General features: G+C 46.6%; 17 protein-coding genes. 11 read left to right on the top strand and 6 right to left on the bottom strand.

Going from position 1 to position 25,971, the window contains the following annotated elements; translation table 11 throughout:
* Window positions 1-25: 25 nt before the first annotated feature.
* The 3 genes from ATB76_RS07055 to ATB76_RS07045 all read left to right on the top strand — a co-directional run bounded on the left by ATB76_RS07055 (window position 26) and on the right by ATB76_RS07045 (window position 4,184).
* Entirely contained in the window at window positions 26-1,735 is a 1,710-nt protein-coding gene (locus tag ATB76_RS07055) for an ABC transporter permease subunit (RefSeq protein WP_179946829.1), read from the top strand.
* A 164-nt stretch (window positions 1,736-1,899) separates the two neighbouring features.
* Window positions 1,900-2,367, top strand: coding sequence for a hypothetical protein (locus tag ATB76_RS07050; RefSeq protein ID WP_038866945.1), 468 nt, complete (start codon window positions 1,900-1,902; stop codon window positions 2,365-2,367).
* Window positions 2,368-2,546: 179 nt separating this feature from the next.
* Window positions 2,547-4,184: a methyl-accepting chemotaxis protein gene (locus ATB76_RS07045; RefSeq protein ID WP_038866947.1), complete on the top strand. Its 1,638-nt coding sequence runs from the start codon at window positions 2,547-2,549 to the stop codon at window positions 4,182-4,184.
* Between the two features lie 472 nt (window positions 4,185-4,656).
* Here ATB76_RS07045 and ATB76_RS07035 read toward each other — a convergent pair whose 3' ends face one another.
* Complete coding sequence (locus ATB76_RS07035) at window positions 4,657-5,283, bottom strand: winged helix-turn-helix domain-containing protein (protein ID WP_038866951.1); 627 nt, start codon at window positions 5,281-5,283, stop codon at window positions 4,657-4,659.
* A 497-nt stretch (window positions 5,284-5,780) separates the two neighbouring features.
* Between ATB76_RS07035 and ATB76_RS07030 the strand changes: the two genes are divergently transcribed.
* The 3 genes from ATB76_RS07030 (at window position 5,781) to ATB76_RS07020 (ending at window position 11,003) form a co-directional block, all read left to right on the top strand.
* On the top strand, window positions 5,781-6,917 hold the full coding sequence (locus tag ATB76_RS07030; RefSeq protein WP_038866953.1) for an efflux RND transporter periplasmic adaptor subunit: 1,137 nt from the start codon (window positions 5,781-5,783) through the stop codon (window positions 6,915-6,917).
* Between the two features lie 2 nt (window positions 6,918-6,919).
* Complete coding sequence (locus ATB76_RS07025; RefSeq protein ID WP_061034948.1) at window positions 6,920-10,081, top strand: efflux RND transporter permease subunit; 3,162 nt, start codon at window positions 6,920-6,922, stop codon at window positions 10,079-10,081.
* Window positions 10,082-10,550: 469 nt separating this feature from the next.
* Entirely contained in the window at window positions 10,551-11,003 is a 453-nt protein-coding gene (locus tag ATB76_RS07020; RefSeq protein ID WP_010447350.1) for a MarR family transcriptional regulator, read from the top strand.
* 28 nt (window positions 11,004-11,031) lie between these two features.
* Here ATB76_RS07020 and ATB76_RS07015 read toward each other — a convergent pair whose 3' ends face one another.
* Window positions 11,032-11,778, bottom strand: a complete 747-nt coding sequence (locus ATB76_RS07015; protein WP_061034947.1) for an FCD domain-containing protein — start codon at window positions 11,776-11,778, stop codon at window positions 11,032-11,034.
* A 238-nt stretch (window positions 11,779-12,016) separates the two neighbouring features.
* On the opposite strand from ATB76_RS07015, the gene ATB76_RS07010 reads away from it, so the two are divergent.
* From ATB76_RS07010 to ATB76_RS07000, 3 genes are all read left to right on the top strand, one after another.
* On the top strand, window positions 12,017-13,264 hold the full coding sequence (locus tag ATB76_RS07010; protein ID WP_061034946.1) for an allantoate amidohydrolase: 1,248 nt from the start codon (window positions 12,017-12,019) through the stop codon (window positions 13,262-13,264).
* A gap of 132 nt (window positions 13,265-13,396) precedes the next feature.
* The gene (locus ATB76_RS07005) at window positions 13,397-14,788 is read left to right on the top strand and encodes a TIGR00366 family protein (protein WP_061034945.1); all 1,392 of its coding nucleotides are present in this window, start codon (window positions 13,397-13,399) and stop codon (window positions 14,786-14,788) included.
* 21 nt (window positions 14,789-14,809) lie between these two features.
* Window positions 14,810-15,511 carry a DUF1028 domain-containing protein gene (locus ATB76_RS07000; protein ID WP_061034944.1) on the top strand — a complete coding sequence of 234 codons (702 nt, stop codon included), beginning with the start codon at window positions 14,810-14,812 and terminating at the stop codon, window positions 15,509-15,511.
* Between the two features lie 157 nt (window positions 15,512-15,668).
* On the opposite strand, the gene ATB76_RS06995 is transcribed toward ATB76_RS07000, so the two are convergent.
* The 4 genes from ATB76_RS06995 to ATB76_RS06980 all read right to left on the bottom strand — a co-directional run bounded on the left by ATB76_RS06995 (window position 15,669) and on the right by ATB76_RS06980 (window position 22,462).
* Entirely contained in the window at window positions 15,669-16,625 is a 957-nt protein-coding gene (locus ATB76_RS06995) for an AEC family transporter (RefSeq protein WP_020195677.1), read from the bottom strand.
* A 178-nt stretch (window positions 16,626-16,803) separates the two neighbouring features.
* Window positions 16,804-18,420, bottom strand: coding sequence for a polysaccharide lyase 6 family protein (locus ATB76_RS06990; protein WP_061034943.1), 1,617 nt, complete (start codon window positions 18,418-18,420; stop codon window positions 16,804-16,806).
* 58 nt (window positions 18,421-18,478) lie between these two features.
* Window positions 18,479-20,266, bottom strand: a complete 1,788-nt coding sequence (locus ATB76_RS06985; protein ID WP_038875673.1) for a transporter — start codon at window positions 20,264-20,266, stop codon at window positions 18,479-18,481.
* Between the two features lie 414 nt (window positions 20,267-20,680).
* Complete coding sequence (locus ATB76_RS06980) at window positions 20,681-22,462, bottom strand: transporter (protein WP_038866972.1); 1,782 nt, start codon at window positions 22,460-22,462, stop codon at window positions 20,681-20,683.
* 1,403 nt (window positions 22,463-23,865) lie between these two features.
* Here ATB76_RS06980 and ATB76_RS06975 point away from each other — a divergent pair.
* Window positions 23,866-25,125 (top strand): alginate lyase family protein, encoded by a 1,260-nt coding sequence (locus ATB76_RS06975; RefSeq protein WP_038866974.1) that lies wholly within the window; start codon window positions 23,866-23,868, stop codon window positions 25,123-25,125.
* A gap of 71 nt (window positions 25,126-25,196) precedes the next feature.
* Window positions 25,197-25,913 (top strand): oligogalacturonate-specific porin KdgM family protein, encoded by a 717-nt coding sequence (locus ATB76_RS06970; protein WP_020195684.1) that lies wholly within the window; start codon window positions 25,197-25,199, stop codon window positions 25,911-25,913.
* Window positions 25,914-25,971 lie beyond the last annotated feature (58 nt).

Here is a 25,971-nt window from a genome sequence, read left to right as displayed (position 1 = left end):
CATGCGCTCTCGTTGGAGCGCTTGTATGCCTGAATGGTTTACGCGGTTTTTGTCGCGCTTCCTGTCACTCGGGGTAGTGGTTGTGCTGGTGGGTTTGATGCCGGATATTGCAGGTATCGATCCAAGCCAATCAATCCTCCGTGCTCGTGCGGGTGCTCAACAATTGCTGACGGCAGAAGCTCTGCAAGCAATTCGAGAAGATCTTCAACTTGACCGCAGCGCTGCTGAGCGACTGTGGGATTGGTTGACGCTTGCCATGCAAGGTGACTTGGGTGTCTCTTGGGTGAGCGGCGCATCCGTGATGGAGAGCGTTCAACAAACTGCAAAAACGTCACTATTACTGATGCTTACAGCGCTAGGCATGGCATTTGTAATGTGCATGGCGAGCGTGCTTTACACTGTGCGTCGTTGGCAACAGAATCGTTTAGACAAACATCATGACACACTCAGTTCGGTGTTGGTTTCATTGCCTGAATACGTGATTGCTTCACTGCTGATCATGGTGTTTTCCATTTGGTTGGGCTGGTTCCCGCCTTATGGCTGGCAAGGCGTGCAAAACCTTTGGCTACCAAGTCTGGCAATGGCATTGCCTGCTGCTGGCTTGTTCGGGCGCTTGCTCAATGACAGCCTCAAGCGTGTATTAGATGAGCCTTGGGTGATCACTTGGCTATCGGCAAACGTCAGTAAGTTTCAAATCTTACGCTTTGCCTTGTGGCGTGCCGTTAGTAACTTGATCCCTCAAATCGCAATGACGGTGATTGGTTTGACCGGCGGCGCGGTTGCTGTGGAACAGGTGTTTTCCATTCCGGGTATCGGACGACTAATCTTAGGCGCAGCGAAGTCACAAGATCTGCCGATGCTGCAAGGTGGCTTGTTGGTGTTGCTGGTGTTCTCGATGTTGATCAGCAGTGCGAGCATCTTATTGCAACGCTGGTTACTCGGGCACAGTGTCACAAGTGGCAAACTGATCAGCAGTCACAGTACGCTCCGTTTTACCCAAAGCACCACAAAACGCATCGTCAGTGCCACAATCTTTGCCTTGCTGATTGGTTGTGCAGGATGGGCGTTAATGCGCGATCCTTACACCATCCAATTTACCCGCCTTGAATCGCCAAGCTTAGCAGCACCGTTTGGTGCCGACGCTGTTGGTCGAGATCTGCTTGCTCGTGTTGGCGGCGGTATGATGTCGACAATCAAAATGGGCATCATCGCAACGTTCCTAAGTTTGGTTATTGGTTTGCTGCTCGGCTTTGTGACTCGTTATAGCCAAGGCTTAATTGAGATCACCAAAGGTGTGCCATACATTGTGGCGGGTCTGCTGATTGCTGGTCTAACGGGGATGAATCCAAATAGTGCCTTGATTGCGATTGTTATGGTGTCGTGGGCACCATTAGCAGCGCACTGTGCAAGTTTGTTGATGGAAGCCAAAGCGCAGCCTTACACGCATCTTGCGCCCATTTGGGGAACCAGTCAGTGGCGAGTACTCCGTTATTACTTGTTGCCTTACGTGCTGCCGCCATTGATTCGTCATGCGTTTCTGCGTTTGCCATACATTACGCTTAGCCTGACTTCTCTGAGTTTTATCGGACTTGGCGTTAAGCCACCAGAACCTGAGTGGGGTTTATTGATTGCGGAAAACTTGCCTTACATCGAGCGCTCACCATTAGGTGTCTTGCTGCCAATCTCAGGCTTAGTTTTGATGGCAATTGCAATCAACTTGTTGTTCGACGATTAAACCGGACTCATGAACTTTCTAACAGCCTCAATAGCGATATTGAGGCTGTTTTCTTTCTGTTTCATTATTCGCCATTGTGCGTCCCAAAAGCCACGCGCACATTTGCGTTCTGGCGTGCCATTCTTAAGCTGACTTTCTCGGTTTTTATCATGATAGGAAAGGGCATGAAGGAATACGCGCCGCAGTACAGCAAAAAAGAAAAGATCATCAGAGTCGCGATCGCTGGCGTATTTGGTCTTCTAGCTGGTGTGCTGTTTAAGCTTAAGGGAGAGCCTTTTCTGCAAGCAGTCGTCGAAGCGCCGGAATGTTATCAAATGTTCGGTATGTCAGGCTTAGAACTTTTGGTTCACATACTGTTCTTTTGGATGCCACTGTCCGTGTTTTTACTTGCTGCGGTATTGATGTTGCCACTTGGCGTACGTGGTTTGATCGAAGGTCAGTTCCCACCAAAAGGCGTCAAGGTATTCAGACCCACAGCGATTCAACGCGGCAAACTTGGCACGCTTAAATCCCTTATTCATCTGTTGTTCCCCTTATTGTGCTTTGGCTTTGTTGTATGGGGTAACGTTCAAATCGAACCCATGATGGAAATGTTCCAATCTAACCAAGGTATATCGAACTGTACCGATTGAAGTTATGTGACCTTGCTTCCTAGAAAAATCGTCCAATAAATCAGTTATTTGTTGAATCTAAAATATTAGTCGTAAAGACAAAAATTATTAGAGGACGTTGAACCGTATAAACAATTTTATACGCCTTTTGTTTGATAAACTCGGTGGTGATTTGAACAATAAAACAAAGGTATCTATTCATGTTCAACAACCTGTCTATCAAGCAGAAGATCGTTCTTCCATTGTCTTTGATGATTGCATTACTGGTTATTAGCTCAGTACTGAATGTCGTAACAATGTGGAAGCAAACTGAACTGACCAAAACACTGAATGAACAAGTAACCCCGAGCTTGTTTACTATTGAAGATGCATATCGCGACCTGTATCAAGCGACTTCTGCAATTCAGGGTTTAGCGCTAGCGAAGACTCAAGCGGAGATCGATCACCACCTATTTGAGTACAAAGACAACGCATACAAAGCATTACCTCGAATGAAAAAAGTCATGTCTCTTTCTAATGAGGGTGTAATGCCTCGCAGCCATGGTAGCGAAGTACAAAAGTTGGTCACGACGGGTGAGCAATGGCTACAAAGTTATGACGATATGATTAACAAACCACAAGCACAGTGGTTGAATTATTACGAATCTAACAAAGTTTTATTTGAAGATCAGTTTAGTGCGGTACGCGAGCAGCTTAATGTCGTAAAAGATGGCATCGAAGCAAAACAAAGCGAGTTGAAATCTGACATTTCAGCGGCAGCGCTTCGAGCTGAGATTATTCTAGAATCAGGTATCGCGATCGTGATTATCGCTGCACTTGGTATGGTCATATTGCTACTTAAAACGGTAGTTAAACCAATCAATGATATTAAAGAGGCGATGGTGCAAATTGCTTCCGGCGAAGGCGATCTAAGTCAACGCATTAGCATCAATTCTCAAGATGAAATTGGTCAGCTTGCTGGTGGCTTCAACCAGTTCGTGACTAAGATCCAAGCGACGGTGTCACAAGTGGTGAAAAGCGCTAATACGTTGCGCCAAGAGATGAACAACCTAAACTCACTGACTTCGACCATCGCAGATTCAACTGTTGGCCAACAGCGTGATAGTGAAGCCGTTGCTGCAGCAGTACACGAGATGCAAGTAACCAGTCGTAATGTTAGCGACAGTGCGACAGAAGCAGCATTGGCGAGTCAAACGGCGAACGAAGAGCTGTCGAATACTAATATCATTTTGGAGCAAACTGTGGGTGCTATTCGCGACCTAGCGGGTGAGATTGAAAGCGCAAGCCAAGTCATCAACACCTTGGATAACGATGTGAGCAATATTGCTTCGGTATTGGACGTTATCCGTGGTATTGCAGAGCAGACTAACTTGCTGGCATTAAACGCGGCGATTGAAGCAGCGCGTGCTGGTGAGCAAGGTCGTGGTTTTGCTGTCGTGGCAGATGAAGTTCGCTCCCTAGCGAGCCGAACGCAAAAGAGCACGGGCGAGATCCAAGCCATGATTGAGAAGCTGCAAGCAGGTGCTGCTCAGGCGGTGGAAGTGATGCAGGGCAGTAAAACCAGCAGCGAAGACACCATTCAATCGGCAGGTTTAGCGACAGAGTCGTTGGCTGAAATCCTAAACGCGATCGCACGTATGAACGAGATGAACACGCACATTGCGACAGCTGCGGGCCAACAAAGCTCAGTGAGTGATGAAGTAAACAGCAACGTTCAAGGTATCGCAGACAGCAGTACGTCGATTGTGGATGTAGTAAGCCAAGCGCAACAGTCATTGTCTATGTTGTCTGAACAGACACAACAGCTAGACAAGCAAGTCAGCCAGTTCCGCGTATAAGACAGCGTTATACCCATTACGCTCTACCTGAAATGAAAAAGGCACCTTTGATCATCAAAGGTGCCTTTTTATAAGTTTCTTCAGAAGCGGTAAACATCAGTATAAGCAGCGGAGCGTCATATTCTTTAGAGTTCTCTCTGCTCTGCCGAAAAAGAGCAAACTGCATTGTTCATCTAGATAGTAGATACGATTATGGCGCATGGTCACTGGCTTTTCATAGCTCAATACAATGTATTCGTTTCCCTTAGATTTTGAATATTCATATTGATAGTCAAGCGATTGATACTCTGTCACAGCACCACCGATAGGTGAGTAGTGATTATGGGTCTCAATGTGATCTTTATTGAGCCTAGTATAGGTCGTCCACCTGTATTGCATCGCTTCTACTTTGCCAAACAGTTGAACTTTTGACTGGTGTGCCGTGAACAAGAGAATGCCGTTGAACACAACCAATGCTATCAACACTTTGAATTTATGGGCATTGAAGTAAAAGCTGATCTTTGTGATAAATGCATTCATGGTTGTTAATTGTCACTACCGTTTTTCCGTCATCGGAACGTTTTATTTCTGGGTAAACTTTGGCTTTTAGCACTTGTTCAAAGTCGTGCTTGTAATACAGCGCTTTCGCCGTTTCATAAAGATTAAACAGCGTCACTAACAGCATGACTATAAAAAGCGCATTCCATAGTTTTGCGTTTTGCTTGCTGACTGGTTTGAGCTCGCACTCTTCTGGTTTGGTAATTGGCTGTGAAACTGGCTCTTCTGGAGCAAATTCAAAACTGAGGGAATAGCCAACCCCAGGGGTATTAACCAGGATGGTTTTTTCGTAATCTTCTAACGTTCGTCGAGTGCGATTAATCAGCTGCGGCAAGCTCTCTTGTGAGATATGCTCATAGCCCCAAACCTGCTGAATAATCTCTTTATTGCTGATCGTGTTTGGATACGCATCAACAAGGCAGTTCAATAACGCTTTTTGTTTATTCGTCAGCTTAACCGTTTCTTGTTCTTCTGCTGTGCCATTCAAAGGGGATAGCTGTAAATAGTGAGTCGTCCTGTCCCATGTGAATTTCCCTAATACTATTCTATTGTTGTTTTTCATAACCAACTTATTTCGTATATCAGGCTGTTTTAGGGGAGCGAATTATAGGGTAATGAATACGGAAATCAACGCCTATATTTGCAATTTATTTAATCAAAGCGCGCTCTAAATGTTCAACTGGTGATTAAATGTTATGCGAGTGTAAATTCTTGTGTTTTCACTTATTTTCACGATATTTAATAAACTTTCTTTTTCTTCGTAGCAGCAACGCGTCCTCCAAAATACTTTGCTTTGTCACGATTTCTCTCGCTTTGTCCACTCTTTTTTCTTGTTTCTATTGTGAAAAATCTGTTTTCGATTGCTCACAGAAAATTTATTTTTCCAACATAAATGCGTTCAAATTGAGAGATCAATAACAGCTTTAGAGCAAATATTTTTGTCTATCGTAAAGAGCGGTAAATTTTGTTGTATGTACAACATTGAGTAATTATCATCCCGAATAATATTTGCTGACTTTTTATTGGGTCACTGTTTTTATTTAGGAAGAGAGAAGTTTCATGAGACGTAGAACCACGCTATCACTTCTGATTGCGTCGAGCTTAATTTTGGCTGGATGTGAACAGAGTCAAGATGGACAAGCACAAGGTGGTCCCGCGCCAACACCGGAAGTGACTGTCATGACAGTTGAACCGGTTCGCCAAGCGCTAACGGTGGAATTGCCTGGTCGTAGCCGCGCATTTAAAGAAGCAGAAGTTCGCCCACAAGTAACGGGTATTATTTCTGAGCGTAATTTTGTTGAAGGTGGTGTGGTAGAGAAAGGCCAATCGCTATACCAGATTGATGATTCTACTTTCCAAGCTGATTTATTGAGTGCAGAGGCGGAACTGATCCGTGCGCAAGCATCGGAAGAATCAACGTACTCAACAGTGCGTCGTTACCGTGCATTGATCACTAAAAAGTCGATCAGCCAACAAGCATTGGACGAAGCAGAAGCGGCTTATAAAGAAGCGAAAGCGCAAGTGTTAGTCGCGAAAGCGAAGATCAACACAGCGAAGATCAATTTGTCTTACGCACAAGTGAAAGCGCCAATCAGTGGTGTGATCAGCAAGTCAAACGTGACGGCGGGTGCACTTGTTACTGCGAACCAAGCAGCGACGCTGACGACTATCCAACAGCTAGACCCAATCAATGTTGATATCGTGCAATCTTCTGCTCAACTACTTCGTTTGAAAGCAGCGATGTCACAAGGTCACTTGCAAAAAGATGAGACTGCTCAAGTCACGCTGACACTCGAAGATGGTTCGACATACGCGCACAAAGGTGCAATGAAGTTTACTGAAGTGAACGTAGATGAAAGCACGGGCAGCGTAACGCTACGTGCAGAATTCGCGAACCCAGATGGCTTGTTGCTACCGGGTATGTTCGTGCGTGCGACGGTAACGGTTGGTGTGGACCCTGTTGCGATTCTTATCCCACAAAACACAGTAACGCGAGACGCAACGGGTAAAGCCTCAGTAATGACGGTAGGTGAAGACAACAAAGTAACAATCACTCCGGTAACAACGGCTGAGTCTATTGGTAATCAATGGCGCATCACTGACGGTCTGAAAGTGGGTGATAAAGTCATCACAACAGGTCTACAGATGATCCAACCGGGTAACCCAGTGACCATTCAATCAGGTGAGCAGGCATAATCATGGCACGATTCTTTATCGATCGTCCGGTATTTGCTTGGGTTCTTGCGATTCTGACTATGTTGGCGGGCGTAATGTCCCTGTTCAACTTGCCGGTTTCTCAATACCCGACGATTTCACCGACCACGATCTCAATCAATGCCCGTTACCCTGGTGCTTCTGCGAAAACCGTAGAAGACTCAGTGACTCAGGTTATCGAGCAAAACATGACGGGTCTGGACTACCTACGCTACCTAAACTCAAGCAGTGATGCGTTTGGTAACGCGACCATTACGCTGACGTTTGATAGCGAAGCGGATCCAGATATCGCGCAAGTTCAGGTGCAGAACAAACTGCAATTGGCGATGACGTCACTTCCGATGGAAGTACAAAGCCAAGGTATCATCGTAAACAAATCCAACACCTCATTCTTGATGGTTGTGGCGGTTTACTCTGAAGACCCTGAATTCACAGAAAACGACATTGGCGACTTTGTGGTTACCAATATTCAAGATCCGATCAGCCGTGTTACGGGTGTAGGTCAAGTGCAAGCGTTTGGTTCTCAATACGCAATGCGCGTTTGGCTAGACCCATTCAAACTGACTCAGTTCAACCTAACAGCAATTGACGTTGCGAACGCGATTCGTGAGCAGAATGCACAGGTTTCCTCTGGTCAATTAGGTGCAGCACCTGCTCAGTCTGGTCAGTTGCTTAACGCGACCATTTCTTCAGCAAGCCGTCTAACCAGCGTGGCTGAATTCAGAAACATCATTCTGAAATCAGAAGCGAACGGTTCGAATGTTTACCTGAAAGACGTGGCGCGTGTTGAGCGCGGTGCAGAAAGCTACGACATCAAAGGTCAGTACAACGGCTTCCCAGCGGCAGGTCTTGGTATCTCTCTCGGTACTGGCGCTAACGCGCTAGAAACGGCAGAAGCAGTAAAAGAACGTCTTGGTCAGCTGAGTGCGACTTTCCCAGATGGCTTAAAGATCGCTTACCCGTTTGAGACAACGCCATTCGTAGATGCGTCGATCAAGGAAGTAATCAAGACACTGCTTGAAGCAATCGTGTTGGTATTTTTGATCATGTATCTGTTCTTGCAGAACTTCCGTGCGACGATCATCCCAACGATTGCGGTTCCGGTTGTATTGCTAGGTACGTTTGCTGTCTTGTACGCGACGGGCTTTAGTGTCAACACCTTAACCATGTTTGCGATGGTTCTGGCAATCGGCTTGCTGGTGGACGATGCGATCGTTGTGGTTGAGAACGTGGAACGTGTAATGCACGAGGACGGTCTCGATCCAAAAGAAGCAACCAAGAAGTCAATGGGGCAGATTACTGGCGCGCTAGTGGGCGTTGGTTTGACGTTGTCTGCGGTATTCGTACCGATGGCGTTCATGTCTGGCTCAACCGGCGTTATCTACCGTCAGTTCTCTATCACCATCGTAGCGGCGATGACGCTCTCGGTATTGGTGGCGATCATTCTTACTCCGGCACTTTGTGCGAGCTTGCTGAAAAAAGGTGATGCGGAATTTTCGGATAAGAAAGGCTTCTTTGGCTGGTTCAACCGTAAGTTTGATGCGGCAACGGCGGGTTACGAAGCGGGCGTAGCGAAAATGCTAAAACGCACCGGTCGCATGCTGTTGGTGTTCGCGGCAATGAGTGCGGGCGCAGGTTGGTTGTTCATGAACCTACCGACGTCGTTCCTACCGGATGAAGACCAAGGTACCGTGTTCTCCATGGCAATCTTGCCACCGAACTCGACTCAAGAGCAGACTGAAAAGACACTAGAAAAAGTCCGTAACTACTTCCTAGAAGAAGAGAAAGACAACGTTGCGTCAGTGTTCTCGGTAGCGGGCTTCAGCTTCGCGGGTCAAGGTCAGAACATGGGTATGGCGTTTATCGGTCTGAAAGATTGGTCAGAGCGTGAAGCGCCGGGTTCGGATGCGGCTTCGCTGACAGGTCGTGCGATGGGTTACTTCTCAACGATTAAAGAAGCAATGGTGTTTGCGTTTGCACCACCAGCGATTCAAGAGTTGGGTAACGCGACCGGTTTCGACTTCTACCTACAAGACTCAACCGGTAACGGTCATGAAGCGCTTGTAGCGGCTCAATACCAAATCCTAGGTATGGCAGCACAAAACCCGAAACTGGTGGGTGTGCGTCCAAATGGTCAAGCAGATGCGCCGATGTACCAAGTTCATATCGACCACGTGAAATTGCGTGCGCTGGATGTGAGCATTAATGATGTAAACCAAATCCTAGCTTCGGCATGGGGTGGTGCATACATCAACGATTACATCGATCGCGGACGCGTGAAGAAGGTAATGGTGCAGAGTGACGCAGAACACCGTATGCAACCGAAAGACTTCGACTCATGGTACGTGCGTAACTCACAAGGCGAGATGGTGCCATTCTCGGCATTTGCAACGGGTGAGTGGACTTACGGTTCTCCGCTATTGCAACGCTTTAACGGTCTACCTGCGATGAACATCCAAGGTGGTGCGGCTCCGGGTGTAAGTACTGGTGAAGCGATGGCAGAAATCGAAGCCATGGTAGAAAAACTGCCTCCTGGCTTTACGGTGAACTGGAACGGCATCTCTTACGAGGAACGTCTGTCTGGTAACCAAGCACCAATGCTTTACGCGCTGTCGATTCTGGTTGTCTTCCTTGTACTAGCAGCACTTTATGAGAGCTGGTCAGTACCATTCGCGGTTGTGCTTGTTGTACCTCTAGGTGTACTAGGTGCGGTACTTGCGGTCATGACTCGCGGTATGGATAACGACGTATTCTTCCAAGTAAGCCTGTTGACCACTGTTGGTCTGGCAACGAAGAACGCGATCCTTATCGTCGAATTCGCCAAGGAATACTACGAGAAAGGCGCGGGCTTGATTGAAGCAACGCTGCATGCGGTGCGTGTTCGTCTTCGTCCTATCATCATGACCTCGCTTGCGTTTGGTCTTGGTGTAGTGCCGCTAGCGATCAGTGCGGGCGTAGGCTCTGCAGGTCAGAACGCGGTAGGTACGGGCGTACTTGGTGGTATGGTAAGTGCGACCTTGCTTGGTATCTTCTTCGTGCCTGTGTTCTTCGTTGTGGTTGAGCGTTTGTTCGACCGCCGCGCAAGAAAAGAAGCACAAAAAGAGCAAGTGGAATCTACTTCACAGCCGACGGCAAGCCAAGAGTAGGACTTAGCGCTAAAGACTAAGTTATACTATTGCTAATAAGTACAAGAAAAGGGCGCTTCGGCGTCCTTTATTTTTGGATTCAATTGGATAGTTTGCGTTTGAGGTTTAATTTTTACGTCATTCTGAACAGCGAGGGACGAGCATGATTCAGAATCTGCTCACCGAGTGCTGTAACTTGATGTGAAATATTGAGTGAGAGCGTGTGGCAATTAGATTCCTGATCTCGCCTAGGCTCGTCGGAATGACCGAGATTTGAGTGTTGAAAGAGATCCCCAACTCGCTCGTCCCTCGCTCTTGAGGATGACAGACGTGCGGGCTCTGAGGCTCATTGGAATGCTCTGAATATTGAATTGTGCATTTAGCTCAACAACGCGTCATTCCCGAAAGCGACGAAGGAGCGTAGTCGGGAATCTCTTGTAAACGCAGTACTATCCAAATGAAAACAAAGCCGAAAGTAGAATAGGCAAGTATGAAAGATCAGAAGATTTCTCCGATATCCGTGTTGGATCAAAGCCCGATGTTTGTGTGCAGCGTGATGAACCGAACCTTCCGTAATCGTGCCCAAGCAGAGCTATCGCGTCAGGACTTAATGACGTTGGAAATGGCGAGTGCGTTGGCGGCGTTAGAAGAGTTTCAACCGATGAGCCAGCAAGAGTTGGCGGATGCGGTTCTAACGGAGCGAAGCGTAGCAAAACGTATGGTGGATAACTTAGAAAAACGGGGCTTTGTTCAAGTATCTAAGTGTGAAACTAATCAGAGATTAAAGATTCTGACGCTGACCAAAGAAGGGGCTGAAGCGGTCCGCAAAGTGGACCGCATCATGACTAACCTCAAGCAAGATTTCTTCTCTTGTTTGACGGAAGAGGAATCTGACGAATTCTTCCGTTTGGTTCGCAAGATGACCTTAGCCAATCACCCTTAATTCTGCATTTCAAACGATGGCGAACCAATTAGCTTTCTGTGAGAAAACGGTTCGCCACTTCAGCTTCTTGTTTTTTCATCAATTGATGCGCGGTCAGCATGTGTTGTTCCATCACTTGTTTGGCTTTTGAAGCGTCACCTTTACGCAATGCCTCCACCAGTGCACGTTGGCTTTGCACGCCCGTTTGCCACAGTTTGTGGTTTCCCGGTTCATACAGTTTGCGATAAATCGTTAGCTCGGTAAGCATCTGTGCAGTAAAGCGAACCACAAACTTCAGCAGCTCATTGCCAGAGTAACTGGCCAATAGGCTGTGAAACTCAATCGATGCAATGTGGTGCTCGCGCTCTTGATACACGTCTTCTGGTGGCGTTTGGTACTTATCGATTTGCTGATCGAGACGAGCAAGTTGCTCATCGGTCAATGTGCCCGCCAATGATGCCGCGATCTCTGGTTCAAGTGACAAGCGGATTTGGTACAGATCAGAAATCGAAACGTCTTTGAAGAACAGGTAGTTGCTTAGCAGTGCCTGAGCTTTGTTCTCACTCATTTCGCTAACAAACACACCGCCTTTTGGCCCTGTCTTGGTCGAGAGAATACCTTGCGCCTCAAGGATTCGCATGCTTTCTCGCACCGTGCTTTTGGAAGCATCAAAGGTTTTCATGACTTCGATTTCACTCGGCAGACGATCGCCGGGCTGCAAAGCTTGATCGACGATCCAAGTTTTGATCGATTCGGCCAGTTGTTGAGTTCTACGTCCTTTCGCGCTGCTTGCCACATTTTCCTCGCTGGGTTATCTCGCGGTATCTATTGAATTTTGAAGGAAATTCAAAGGATGTCACCTGTTTTCTGCCTTTCATTTTCTGAAAAACGAACACGGTTTTAGTTATGAAACCATCCGATTATCGATCGAATCGCATTCACAAAAAAGTCTATTTATCATGATAAATGTCTTTCATTTGATATTTATCATGATAAATTAAAAATGAACATGGTTAGAAATAGAGCGATTCAAGATGGAAAAATTTGTAGAAACGGCCAGTCTAGCGTGGGAATGGTTGGAAGATATTGCTCAATGCAGCCAAACCAATGACCCAGATAGCGAAGGCGTGACGCGTTTGTGTGCCAGTGAAGAGCACGCGAGAGCAAATGAAAAGCTACGCGAGTGGATGTCGTTGTCTGGCATGGAAGTGCGCATGGATAACGCGGCTAACCTTATTGGTCGTTATCACAGCCCGAACCCAAATGCGCAGACGCTGATCTTTGGTTCTCATCAAGATACCGTGCCAAATGGTGGCAAATACGATGGTATTTTAGGTGTCATCCTACCTATCGCTTTGGTTCATTATTTCCATCAGCATAAATTTGAATTTCCTTTCCATATCGATGTGATTGCCTTCAGTGATGAAGAAGGCACGCGATTCCAATCGACATTACTCGGTTCAAAAGCCATTGCCGGAACGTTTGACCCGAGCGTTTTGGATGCACGCGATGCTTACGGTATTACGATGCGTGAAGCACTGACTTCATTCGGTTGCCATCCAGAACTTATTGCGCAAGATGCTTACGACAAAGACAAGGTGTTGGGCTTTGTGGAACTCCACATTGAACAAGGCCCGCAACTTGAGCAAGCGAACTTGCCTGTGGGTGTGGTTACGGCCATCACCGGTATCGAGCGCCATACTTTGTCGGTTCTAGGGAAAGCTGGTCACGCGGGTACAGTGCCAATGGACATGCGCCAAGATGCGCTAGTTGGGGCTGCGCAGGTCATCCATATGTTTGACCAACTGTGTAAGCGTGAAGACGACCTTGTGGGTGTGGTTGGCAAAATAGCTAACTTCCCGAACGGTGTGAATGTGATTCCTCAGCAAACGGACATCACTATCGAACTGCGCTCACCAAATGATGCTTCCCGTATTGCAGCACGACAAGAAATGCTGGCAAACATCGAAACCTTAATGACGCAGTACAATCTTGCGTATCGTCACGAACAGACTTACGAGCAAGCGGCAGTTACTTGTTCTGATTCGCTCTCTTCGGCACTCACTCAGGCGATCTCGCTATCCAACATTGAAGCTAAGCACCTATTTAGTGGTGCAGGGCATGATGGTCTCGCGGTGTGTGAATTAACCGACATTGCGATGCTGTTTATGCGTTGTACGGATGGGGTTAGCCACCATCCAGATGAAGCGATTCTACAAAAAGATCTGATGGCCGCAGTCGAAGTACTGAACCATTTCTGCATGCTGATGAAGCATCAATAACACACGAATAAAACAAGAGAGGGTGGGGATTCATCCTCTTTTTTACTTTAAAACCAAGCGTTGGTTTTTGCTTGCAAACGTGATTGCTCAAACGAGTGAGCTTTCATTCCTATACTAAGGAGAGATTTTGTTATGGATATGACAAAGAAGATGGAGACGACAGAGAAAAAGGCTTGGTACAAAAGCATGCCGGACCCAATGGTCCTGATCTTTATGATTTTAGTGGCGACTTACCTACTGACCTTTGTTGTGCCTGCGGGGGAATTCTCACGCGTTGTTGTCGATGGCCGAACCACGGTTGTGCCGAACTCATTTGCCTATCTGAATGACGTTCCTGCGGTGCATTTCTTTGATATTTTTGTCGCGATTCCGAAAGGCTTGATCAGTGCTGCGCCTTACTTGTTCATCGTATTTATTGCTGGTGGCTTGTTCCATATCTTGCAACGCACCGGAGCATTAGAGAACGCAATTGGTGTGGCGGTAAACAAAGCGGGTGTGAAGAACCGTAATTTGATCATCACCATCGGCACCTTTATCTACGGCTTTTTTGGCGTGGCGGTAGGCTTTGAGAACAACATCGCACTTGTTCCTGTCGCGGTTCTGATTTCTGCTGCGGTTGGTTACTCCAGCCTAGTAGGTACGGTAATGGCAGTGGGCGGTATTGGTGTGGGCTTTGCACTGTCACCAATCAACCCTTATACCGTCGGTGTGGCTCAAGGTATTGCAGAGCTGCCAACTTTCTCGGGCGCTTGGTTGCGTGCGGCGATGGTGATTTCCTCTCTTGCACTGCTGTCTTACTACATCTGTACTCGTGTAGCGAAGATGGAGTTTAAAGAGCCAGATTCAGCAGAAGGCTTAAGCAAAGATCTATCGGAATACCACCTAGAGAAGAAAGACACACTGACGTTGGGCGTATTCCTAGCTGGTCTTGGGGTGATGCTTTACGGTGTGTTTGCCAATGGCTGGTACATCAACGAGATCGCAGGCTTGTTCTTATTGATGGCGATTGTGATCGGCGCAGTCAACGGCTTAAGCGCCAATGGCATTGTGAAGCAAATGATGGAAGGTGCATCGGGTGTAACCGCAGGCGCATTAGTCATTGGTGTTGCGGCGTCGATTCAAATCATTCTCGACCAAGCGCAAATTATCGACACAATCGTTAACGCGTTAAGCTCACTTATTCAAGATATGCCGATTGCCATCTCTGCGATTGTCGCGAGTGTGGTGCAAGGTGTGATCAACCTATTCGTACCATCGGGCTCTGGTCAGGCAATGGTGACCATGCCAATCCTAATTCCTGTAGCTGACCTTACTGGCATGAGCCGTCAGCTGATGATCACCGCATTCCAAGTGGGTGACGGTCTGACCAACCTAATCGTACCGACTTCCGGTGGCACGCTAGCGATGTTGGCACTTGGTCGCGTCTCTTACGAGCAGTGGCTCAAAGCTATCATGCCATTCATGGCGTTCGTTTATGTTCTATGTTGGGTAGCCTTGTTTGTTGGACAAATGGTTGGTTACTAACGCCTTTTATATTGAGAATCTATGACGATTTCACTTATACACGTTAATCCAGAAACAGGGTTATCGGCTTCCATTACAGCGACTGGCGGCGTTGCCGTCGGTGGCTACGTAAACCACAGTTGGCGTGGGATTGGCGCGTGTGCCACCCAAGGCTTATTTACTAACCCTTGGTATGCGGACAACGCCAAGCGATGGTTATCCCAAGGGCTTTGTTGCCATGATGTGGTTGAGCGTTTGAAAGAGGGCGATGCTGAATTTGCTGAGCGCCAATGCATGGTAATGGATAAACATGGCCACGCGGCGTTTATCAATGGTGAAGAGAACATCGCGCACGTGGGTTCTCTTGCTTTTCAAGATCTCGCCGTTGCTGGCAACATGCTAGAAAGTGACGCGGTTATTGAAGCTTTTGCGGATTCACTTATGGCTCAAACAATGCTGAATGCTGAGCAAGTGAGAGCAGGGGACAAACCTCAATATCATGAGAACTACGAAGCAAGGTTAGCGGAAGTGCTCATAACTGCACTAGAAGCCGCGTTGGCTGCGGGCGGCGATAAGCGCGGTACGCATTCTGCCTCTCTTCGTATCGAGAGCTACACGCAAGCGCCGATTGATATTCGTGTTGATTGGTCTGACGATAGCCTAATTGAAGACATGAGAAAGGTACTGAGCCGCGTACAAGCGCCGAGCTTCCAAGAGTTTCTCAAAGGATTACCGAATCAGTAAGTGACCAAAAGTACAAACATAAAGCCTCAGTTCGCTGAGGCTTTATTGTCTCTATTGGTATCTTTCTAGTTATTCGTGGTTTTCTAGCTGTTCATGCCTCTCCAGCCACTCGCACCGATTCTTCCATTCAATCGTTTAAAGCAGTCCATTCAAGCGTTTAGATCAAGCCATACGCTTTTAAAATCACAATTCCCACGGTACAAGTCACGGTCGAAAGCACGGTCGTTAAAGCAATGATGTTCGCTGCTAAGACGGAGTTTCCTCCCATCGAGCGTGCCATCACATAACTTGCTGCTGCAACGGGAGAGGCGTTCATAAAGAACAGAATGCCAAGCTCAATCCCTCTAAAGCCAACTAAATACGCGCCTGTGGTAATCACGATAGGGGCGACGATCAGTTTGTAGCTGCTAGCAAACCAAGATGGTCCTTTCTCTTTCTTCATCAAACTTAAATCGAGAGAGCCTCCGGTACACAAAAGGGCGAGGGGAAGCGTCATCTTCGATAGATAGTTACCGGCATCAATCGCCACATCCGGAACCGGAATCGACAGAAGGTAGAACACCATGCCAGAGACAATCGCGATGATCAGTGGGTTGCGCGTTAAGGTTCTCACCATCATTTTGGCGGCTTGAGACCCAGACGTTGCACCTTTTGGAGACAAACAAATCACCGCTTGCACGTTATAGATAAAGGTGGTCACCGCAACATAAAGCGCGGCCAGCGCCACACCTTGTGAACCGTAAGCATTCGCCACATACGCAATACCGATGATCCCCGTATTAGCGCGAAAGCCACCTTGGATTAAAACGCCTTGGTCGGGTGAAGATTTGAAGAACAGTTTGACAGAGATAAAAGTGAAGATGAAAAACGCGATGCTGGCAACAATGCCGTAATTGACGAAGCCGCTAGCCGCAGAGAAATCATGCTCGGAGACGACGATACTCAAGAACAACATCGCAGGTAGCGTGACCTGAAACACCAGTTTAGAACCGACTTCGATAAAGTTGTCGTTGATAAGCCCAATGCGTTTGAAGATAACGCCCAATACCAGCATTAAGCAGATGGGGCCAGTGATCGACAACGAGAATTGCAACTGATGTAAAACAGCATCCATGAGTGTATCCGCAGCAAAAGAAAAGAGTTTTATAATTGTCATACAATTAAACCACAACTCAATCTTGGGAGACAGTAGGGTGGTGAAATTTTCTTCAGTTATTGTGGGGTTACTGGTGAAGGAGAGGAAAACCAGTCTGGCTTGTATCACCAGACTGGAAGCAAACTCTAAAGCAGAATTACTTTTGAGCGTTTGAAAGGAGGTAATCAGGCCCTGCTGTTTCCGCCGTTACTACAGACAGCTTGCTCGTATCCGCACCAACGCCTTGGTATTGAGTAAAGCCTTTCACTTGTTCGCTTTTTGGTAGCTCTACCGAGTAAGAAGCGATTTGCTCTGCGTTAGTCACCGCGCCGACGTAAACTTCGTTCTTGTAGATAGGATTCACCAGCGGTAACTCTTCTGTCGCGCGTACGCTAACGAATTGCTCTTGCTGGTGGTTATCAACCACGTTGCTGTCGAAGTGAACGTCCACGCCAGCGAAAATGTTCTTCACTTCACTGTTGTTGAACAGGCTCACACGGTGCGTTTGGTTGCCGTAGACAATGCCCCATTCCGTATCTACAAGGGTGTTGTTACGAATGGTGATGTTCTTTGGTGTCCATTGTTTGTTGAGCTCTTTGCCTTTCACTGCTTGGTCTAGTTGCTCGCCGTTTGCTACATCAATGATGCCGGTGTTGATCACGATGCCGCCACGTAGATCCGCATTGCCTTCAATCTTGCCATCACGACCGCGCGTGCCAGTGATGTAGTTGTTCTCAATCACGTGGTCTTCATCGTAAATACGCATACCGCCAGTCAGCAGTTTTTCATTACCTAGAATCACGTTGTCTTTCACCACGTTCGCTTTACCGTGACGAAGAGAAATCAGAGAGGCACTTTCAAAGATGGTGTTGCCAGAGATTTCATTGCCGCCTGACTTAATCGAAATCAGCTCACGCTCACCATCCATATCGATCATCAGGTTGTTGGTGAACTTAGAGTTTGATGCCCATTGAGAAGATTTAGAGTCACCAATTCGAATCGCTTCCCAGCTGTTGCCGTTGTAGCGAATCGCTTCTTTGATGTCGAATTCATTGAACTGGTTTGGTTTCTGGTCCAAGAAAATGTTGTTAGCAATAAGGTGGTTGTCTGGTGTGTCGTCTTTTTGTACGCCAATTAACGTGCCGCGCTTTTGCTTACCTTCAAAACGGTTATTAATCACTTTTCCATCTTTACCCCAAAGCGAAACCCACAAGTATTTCGGGTATTCAGAGCGACGCTCGTCCGGTTGGTATTCGTAAGCGTGGTTGAAGTAGTAGAACGTAGAGTTTTGCAAAGTGTTGTTGTCACCCATCATACGCACGCCGCCGAAACGTTCAGCAGGGCCGCCTTCGGTAAATACCAAACCGTCAACAGTGATGTTGTTACCTTCAAGGCGAAGCTGAGCCAAACCCGTTAGCCAAACGCTGCCAGGTTGCTCCGCCTTGATGGTAATGTCGTTGGCTTTCACCGTGACGATATCAAGATCCGCGTATTTACCCGCAGGAATCGTAATTGTTGTACCGTCTTCGGCATTCTCCATTTGTTGTTTCAATGCTTGCACAGCGTCTGCTGATTGCGCTTCAAGTGCGTTGCCATCCACTGTGTTTAAGCGATCCGTAGCAAGCAAGTAATCGCGAGTGATGTCATTCACAGCGGTTTCAACAACAGCGGGAGCCGCAGCTTCCGTAGTTTGAGAAGGTGAAGTGTTACAACCTACTAGGGTTAGGGCAGAAATGGACGCGGCAACCACGCCAGCAAGCATTGTTTTTTTCATAATGTATCTCTTTGTAGAAGCACAAAAAGCGGTTGAATACTCAACCGCTTGTTTCTCGTTATGAGTTCTCCGTTATCGGAGCCCCCTCAGAAGCACGCTCTGCGTTGCCATCGACTGCTCTCATCAGCGCCACGCCGACGCCAAGAACAATCACACCACAGAACACGAAAATCATGCGTCCCCAGAATGGGTTAGGCAGTAAGAACATCGCCATCACACCCACACCAGACACCGCAATCAACGAACCCAACATTTGGCGTTGTTTGTTATCCAGTTTTTTCTGTTCCGTTGAGTCAGAAACCAACGGTGTTGCTAAGTTATTGAAGAAGCGGTCAACGTCTTGTTGGCGTTTCTCTTCAAGCGGTTTGTAGAACAGTGTCGACAGAGCAAAGAAGCCTGCGGTAAACACCAAGTGACCAATCAAACCAACCGCAACTTTTAGATCTGACCATTCACGGCCTGTTAGAGGCTGAAGATCAAACCAGTTTTGAATCATTTCCGGTGTGATGACAAAACCAACCGTGTAAGACACGATGCCACCTACCACCAATGTGCCCCAGCCAGCCCAGTCCGGTGTTCTCTTGATGAAGAAGCCACAGAACGCAGGAATCGTCATTGGGAAGCCAATCAACGCGCCAACGTACATCATGGTGTCGAACAGGCTCAGACCTTTTAGCGAGTTGATGAACAGAGCAATCAAGATGATCGCGATGCCGAAGAAGGTAGAGGTGATTTTCGATACGATCATCAGCTCTTTTTCTGTCGCGTTCGGGCGCAGAATCGGCAAGTAGAAGTTCATCACGAAGATGCCTGAATTACGGTTCAAACCCGAGTCCATTGACGACATCGTCGCTGCAAACATCGCTGAAATCAGCAGACCAACCATGCCCGCTGGCATGTATTTCTCAACAAAGTACAAGTAAGCAAAATCACCCGCTTTTGAGCCTGCTTCTGGGTAGTGCGCCGATAGGTCAACACCTTGGCTTGCAATGAACCAAGAAGGGGTAAACCAAATAAATACGCCCACTGTCATTAGTACACACGCAAGCAGTGCCGCTTTCTTCGCGTTCTTAGAGTCTTTTGCCGCTAGGTAACGGTGACAGTTCAACATGTTGTTGTTGATAGAGAACTGCTTTAAGAAAATGAACACTGCCCAGATACCAAAAATACTGAGGTAGTTCAGGTTGTTACCCGTTACGAAAGACCCGTTTTCTTGAACAGGGAAGTTCGCAATGATTTCTGTAATACCGCCGCCTTTTACTACCGCAACCACCGCACACGTCACCGTTACTGCCATGATGATGACCATCTGCATAAAGTCAGATGCGATAACCGCCCAAGAGCCGCCCGTTACGGACATCATTAGTACCACCAAGCCCGTGATCCAAATGGTGGTTGTCATATCGAAGCCGAAAATGCCCGATGCAATGATCGCCAAACCATTCAACCAGATACCCGCAGAAATCACGCTGCTTGGCATGCCAGACCAAGTGAATACTTGCTCGTTAAAGCGACCAAAGCGCATGCGAATCGCATCAATCGGCGTGATAACGCGCAGTTGGCGGAATTTCGGTGCGAAGTACAGGTAGTTCATCAAGTAACCGAACGCATTCGCTAAGAAGATAGTCGCTACAGCGAAGCCATCGGTGTACGCTTTACCGGCCGCACCAGTAAATGTCCAAGCACTGAACTGGGTCATAAACGCCGTTGCGCCTACCATCCACCACAGCATGTTGCCGCCCCCGCGGAAGTAGTCACTGGTGGTGCTTGTAAATGTTCTAAACATCCAGCCTATCGCAATGAGGAATAGGAAATAGATGCCAACAATCAGGGTATTGAGTTCCATTTTTCGACCTTCTCATAGTCATTGATTTCTGCCAGATATATTATCCGTTCGATTATTTATTTGTACTACAATAATTCAATTGTGTGATGAAGTGATTAATACTGGAAATCTGATTGACCCAGTACATTCTTCTGCTTCTATCTGCAAGAACTGATTGTTGTGAACTTAAAGTCGATTATTCAATAACTTATGATGAGCTTTGTCAGTATGAAATCCCGTTAATTACATTCGCTTATCGTATCAACAAGAAACTTTGGTTATACATTTTGCTTATTTTGTATGATTATTTCTTTGTTAAATTCGCTGGTTATTTAATGTCTCAACCGCAACGGACTTAACAAAAAAGTAAACAAATAGACCTGAGTGATAGGGGAAGAATGAAGCGGCTGAGTACAACCGCTTCATAAGGTAGATTTAGCTTTCGGTTACCGCTTGTTGGGTTTGAGTACCGTTGTCGTCGACTGCTTTAACAAGTAGCAGACCAACGCCACCAACAATGGCACCACACAAGATGAAGACTAAGCGTCCCCACATTGGGTTTGGCAGTAGCGCCATCAGCATTACGCCTACACCAGCGACTGCGATGAGTTTGCCAAGCATTTGACGTTGCTTGTTATCAAGAACTTTCTGTTCTGCAGATTCAGCAACAAGTGGTGTTGATAGGTTGTCGAAGAACTTATCTACGTCTGCCTGACGTTTCTCACTTAGAGGCTTGTAGAACAGCGTTGATAGAACAAAGAAGCCACCCGTTAGCGTAATGTGGCCAACTAGACCAATCGCGACTTTAACGTCTGACCATTCACGGCCAGTAAGCTGCTCAAGACCGAATGCTGAAGAAACCATGTCAGCAGTGATAACGAAACCAACAACGTAAGAGACAAGACCACCGACAATCAGCGTGCCCCAACCAGCCCAGTCAGGCGTCTTCTTAATAAAGAAGCCAAGGAATGCAGGGATTGTCATTGGGAAGCCGATCAAGGCACCTACGTACATCATGGTGTCGAACAGGCTCAGACCTTTTAGTGAATTGATGAACTGCGCAACCAGGATGATGGCAATACCAAATACCGTTGACGTAATTTTCGATACCGTTACTAGCTCTTTCTCTGATGCTTGGCCACGGCGAACTACTGGTTCGTAGAAGTTCTTAACGAAGATACCAGAGTTGCGGTTTAGACCTGAATCCATTGAAGACATGGTCGCGGCAAACATTGCTGCTACGAGAAGGCCAACCATACCTGCTGGCATGTATTCTTGTACGAAGTAAAGGTAAGCGAAGTCGCCTGCTTTGCTACCTGCATCTGGGTAAGCTGCTGATAGGTCTACGCCTTGACCCGCAATGTACCAAGAAGGCATGAACCAAATGAATACACCGCCTAGCATTAGAACACACGCTAGCAATGCTGCTTTCTTCGCGTTTTTCGAGTCTTTTGCTGCAAGGTAGCGGTAAGAGTTCAACATGTTGTTGGTAATAGAGAACTGCTTAACAAAGATGAAGAACGCCCAAATGCTAAAGATGCTTAGGTAGTTCAGGTTGTTACCAGAGACGAAAGAACCGCCTTCTGCGACAGGGAAGTTATTGATGACTTCAGTAATGCCGCCGCCTTGAACGATCGCAACAACTGCACAAGTTACCGTTACCGCCATGATGATGACCATCTGCATGAAGTCAGACGCGATAACCGCCCAAGAGCCACCCGTCACTGACATCATCAGTACCACCAAACCGGTAATCCAGATAGTTGCTGTCATATCAAAGCCGAAAATACCAGAAGCGATGATCGCCAGTGCATTCAACCAAACACCAGCAGATACCACACTGTTTGGCATTGAAGACCAAGTAAAGACTTGTTCGTTCGTGGTGCCGAAACGCATACGAATCGCTTCAATTACCGTCACTACGCGTAGCTGGCGGAACTTTGGTGCGAAATAAGCAAAGTTCATGAAGTAACCGAATGCGTTTGCTAGGAAGATAACCGCAACCGCGAAACCATCGTTATAAGCTTTACCAGCAGCACCAGTAAACGTCCATGCAGAGAACTGCGTCATGAAGGCCGTTGCACCAACCATCCACCAAAGCATGTTGCCGCCGCCTCGGAAATAGTCACTAGTCGTATTGGTAAACGTTCTGAACATCCAACCTATTGCAATTAAGAATAGAAAGTAGATGCCTACAATAAGGGTATTGAGTTCCATCTTTAGACCTTTTGATCGTTATTTAATGTCTTAAGGCAATACTAACTATCAGTTTGCTTATTTGTAGTACAATAACTCAAAAGCGTGACGAATGATCCGGAATGGGTCATTTCAATAATCATACAAGTGATCGTGATCGGATATTGACATTGCACTCAAAAAGGGAAGGGTGCACCAAGTCAATATCACGACAAATTATCAATGACTTTGGCGTGCACTCGATCGGTTCAATAGCGTTTATAGCCTTAGATAATAAGGGCTATAACGGAGTAAGAAGGTGTGAACTATTGTCAGATTTGTATGACTATTGCAGATAAAAAAACGCCCACGACATGCCTGTAATGCGTGGGCGAAAAACGGTATTGATACCGTCTGAGCCAAGGGCTCTGTTGGATTGCAATAGAACAGTGAAACGAGGTTCTGGATGTAGCTGAAAGATACTCGAGGGGTATATCTCTCATCGCTGCTAAGCACGTTACGCTGTAAGATCTTCGACAATCATTGCAAAGTTCAACAAAGCTAGGCTCTGTAAAGTGTTGTTATGATATGGGAGCAACTATACCAATCGACACAAAACATCCTCGTCTGCTCGATCTCGGCGTTTTACCTATGCCGATTGGTATTAAAGACTTCCCAATTAATTAACGGCTCCTAAAAATAAACTATTCATAACCAATTAAGCGTTTTCCTTGCTATCTGTTGATAGCGAAACCAGCTTGTTGATTTGTCTCTATAAGTGTCTGTTACAAAAGACAAACCGCTACAGCCATTTAAGTCCAATGAGAACTACAACCGTTGGAAGCAACAACAAGCTGCTTAGAACCATCAAGACTTGAGCAACAGCGAGTAGGGATGACAAAACAGTATTCTTCAATGTCGAAAGTTTCACTGGTCGCATCCATCTTGTTCGCTGTACTTTGCTTCTATTGCTATTTCTTGTACTTACTTAATTCTTCTATCCACTTATGTTTCAGCCTGACATAAGTGACCTCTGCTTATATAGCCTCGGCCTTCCTCATTTCATCTCTATAACCAAGCGATGCTTAACCTGTTATTGGACTCTATATAGAAAAGGACAGAGCGAAAAAGTGCGCGTCAATAGCAATTTGATGTTCTGTGTCTCAAAAACTTGAAATGATTATATTGTATGACAAATAAAAATGAACTCATTTGGTGCAAAAATATGCGGTAGAGCACATTTTTAGCCTAAATATTAAGACAATTAATAAGCAAGAAAGAGAGGTAATATATTTAATATCAATAAGTTAATGTGAACTTTAGTGGTTTTAATAAAGTTTGATAACGCGGATAAATCATACAATTAGATCTAATTCACAGAACGCTCAACATCGGATAGGTACTATATTTGTAGTATTTTAACTCAAGATATAAGGCCGATAATAATGAAACCCCTACGACCTCTACATCTAGCAACCTGCCTCAGCGCCATTCTTTTCAGTGCTAACACTCTCGCTGCAGACTTTGTGTTCCTTGATGAAGCAACGCTTGAACAAAACCGCGCTGTTTTACAGTCAGATAAAGCGAGCGATTCAATGAAAGACGCGTACGACCGTCTGATTGAAGAAGCAGAACTGGCGATGAAAGATGGCCCGTTCACGGTAACGGCGAAAGGCATGACGCCACCAAGCGGTAGCAAAAACGATTACATGAGCATCAGCCCGTACTGGTGGCCAGATGAATCGAAAGAAGATGGCCTTCCTTGGGTTCGTCACGATGGCAAAACCAACCCTGCATCGAAAACCGCTGAAACAGATTCTAAACGTATTGGTCACTTCACTCGTTCTGTTCGCGCATTGGCATTGGCTTATTACTTCAGCCAAGACGAGAAATACGCAAAACAAGGTATCGAATACGTTCGTACTTGGTTCATGAATGATGAAACTAAGATGAACCCGAATGTGAATTACGGTCAGGGTGTTCCTGGTCGTGCAGAAGGTCGTCGTGGCGGCATTATTGATACGCGTACTCTGGCCGATCGCATGCTGGACTCAATCGCCATCCTTTCGCTTTCTCCTGCTTGGACGGAAAAAGACGAACAGCAAATTACACAATGGTACGGCGAATACCTAGATTGGTTGATCATTGATGACCTATCAGGTGGTCCGAAAGGCGAAGCTGCTGCGGCAAACAACCATGGCACTTGGTATGACTTCCAAGTCGCGAGTATTGCTTACTTCTTAGGTAATGAACCTTTAGCAAAACAGATGGTTCAAAAAGGCAAGATGCGCGTAGACACTCAGTTCGAAAAAGATGGCTCTCAGCCTCATGAAATCGAACGTACTCGCGCTTACCACTACCACTACTTCAGTTTAGATCCATTGGTCGGCATCGCTCAAATCGGTGACAAAGTGGGCATCGACCTATGGCACTACCAAAACAAGAAAGGTGGCTCATTAGCGCAAGGTATTCAGCTAATGGCGACTTATCAAGATCCTGCGTCTGACTGGCCATACACCGCGAAAGACAATCCACGCCGCGTAGAGCGCATGACACCGATTTATCTAAAAGCAGGTGTGGCGATGGAGAAACCTGAGTGGGTGAAACTGGCAAGCGAAACTGACTTTAGCCGCTTCACAGTGAAGAAGAACTTGGCAGAAGTTTGGGCTCAGCGCGATATCGAATTGCTTTACCCAAAACAATAAAACCCTAAAAAGGGCGGCGTGTATGCGCGTCGCCACTTTGAAATACAATTTATTTACAGTGGAACATTACTATGACATCTAAAAAACAAATTGCTTTAGCGATCGCGACAACCCTTTTTGCAGGTAGCATTTCAGCCGCGTCACTAGACTTCCGTGAAGAATACAAACACGATTCAGAGCAGTGGGCAGGCCGTATCAAAATTGGTGGCAGCACAGGTAACCATTACTACGGCGTTGAAATGAAGCACACTGGTAACTTAAGCGAGCTTCAACGTGGTGATAGCGAATTCGAATACGGTTACCACTTCAAATTTGATAACAACTGGCGTGTAACCACATCGATGCCAATTACCTTTGGTGACGAAGCCGTAACGTACAAACCACAAGTTCGTGTTCAATACAAATTCGATTCTGGTATCACAACCAAGCTTCGCTACCGTCACGAGTTCCGCAACTACGCATCTGGTAAAACATCAACAGGTCTAGACGGCAAACAACACGACTCACTAAACGCGAGTAAAATCACAGGTAACATCGATTACAACTGGAACGCTTGGCAATTTGGTTTTGAAGCAAACTACAAAGAAGATTTCTTCAGCGATGAGTGGAAGCTAGGTAACCGCGACGGTAAGTACGAATGGGACTACAACTTTAAACTAGGCTACAAAGAGAAAGGTTGGGATTGGCGTCCATACGTAGAATTCGGTAACGTTCAATGTAACAGCTCTTGTGATGACAGCTCATCTCGTCAGCTACGTAGCCGTGTTGGTGTGACGTACAGCTTCTAATCTAAGCCACAAATAAATTAAGATTCTTTCCAATAGCCCGCCCCCGAAGCGGGCTATT

The organism is Vibrio sp. MOR3, from assembly GCF_001557775.1.
Lineage (GTDB): Bacteria > Pseudomonadota > Gammaproteobacteria > Enterobacterales > Vibrionaceae > Vibrio > Vibrio jasicida.
The sequence above is the reverse complement of the archived record's forward strand: the minus strand, read 5'-3'. Positions and strand labels throughout refer to the sequence as shown.

Coding starts and splice junctions, on each gene's coding strand:
- ATB76_RS06970 (WP_020195684.1), top strand. CDS start 25,197: ATGACATCTAAAAAACAAATTGCTTTAGCGATCGCGACAACCCTTTTT.
- ATB76_RS07020 (WP_010447350.1), top strand. CDS start 10,551: ATGAAAGATCAGAAGATTTCTCCGATATCCGTGTTGGATCAAAGCCCG.
- ATB76_RS07055 (WP_179946829.1), top strand. CDS start 26: ATGCCTGAATGGTTTACGCGGTTTTTGTCGCGCTTCCTGTCACTCGGG.
- ATB76_RS06975 (WP_038866974.1), top strand. CDS start 23,866: ATGAAACCCCTACGACCTCTACATCTAGCAACCTGCCTCAGCGCCATT.
- ATB76_RS06995 (WP_020195677.1), bottom strand. CDS start 16,625: ATGGATGCTGTTTTACATCAGTTGCAATTCTCGTTGTCGATCACTGGC.
- ATB76_RS07030 (WP_038866953.1), top strand. CDS start 5,781: ATGAGACGTAGAACCACGCTATCACTTCTGATTGCGTCGAGCTTAATT.
- ATB76_RS07000 (WP_061034944.1), top strand. CDS start 14,810: ATGACGATTTCACTTATACACGTTAATCCAGAAACAGGGTTATCGGCT.
- ATB76_RS07035 (WP_038866951.1), bottom strand. CDS start 5,283: ATGAAAAACAACAATAGAATAGTATTAGGGAAATTCACATGGGACAGG.
- ATB76_RS07010 (WP_061034946.1), top strand. CDS start 12,017: ATGGAAAAATTTGTAGAAACGGCCAGTCTAGCGTGGGAATGGTTGGAA.
- ATB76_RS07045 (WP_038866947.1), top strand. CDS start 2,547: ATGTTCAACAACCTGTCTATCAAGCAGAAGATCGTTCTTCCATTGTCT.
- ATB76_RS07005 (WP_061034945.1), top strand. CDS start 13,397: ATGGATATGACAAAGAAGATGGAGACGACAGAGAAAAAGGCTTGGTAC.
- ATB76_RS06985 (WP_038875673.1), bottom strand. CDS start 20,266: ATGGAACTCAATACCCTGATTGTTGGCATCTATTTCCTATTCCTCATT.
- ATB76_RS06990 (WP_061034943.1), bottom strand. CDS start 18,420: ATGAAAAAAACAATGCTTGCTGGCGTGGTTGCCGCGTCCATTTCTGCC.
- ATB76_RS06980 (WP_038866972.1), bottom strand. CDS start 22,462: ATGGAACTCAATACCCTTATTGTAGGCATCTACTTTCTATTCTTAATT.
- ATB76_RS07050 (WP_038866945.1), top strand. CDS start 1,900: ATGAAGGAATACGCGCCGCAGTACAGCAAAAAAGAAAAGATCATCAGA.
- ATB76_RS07025 (WP_061034948.1), top strand. CDS start 6,920: ATGGCACGATTCTTTATCGATCGTCCGGTATTTGCTTGGGTTCTTGCG.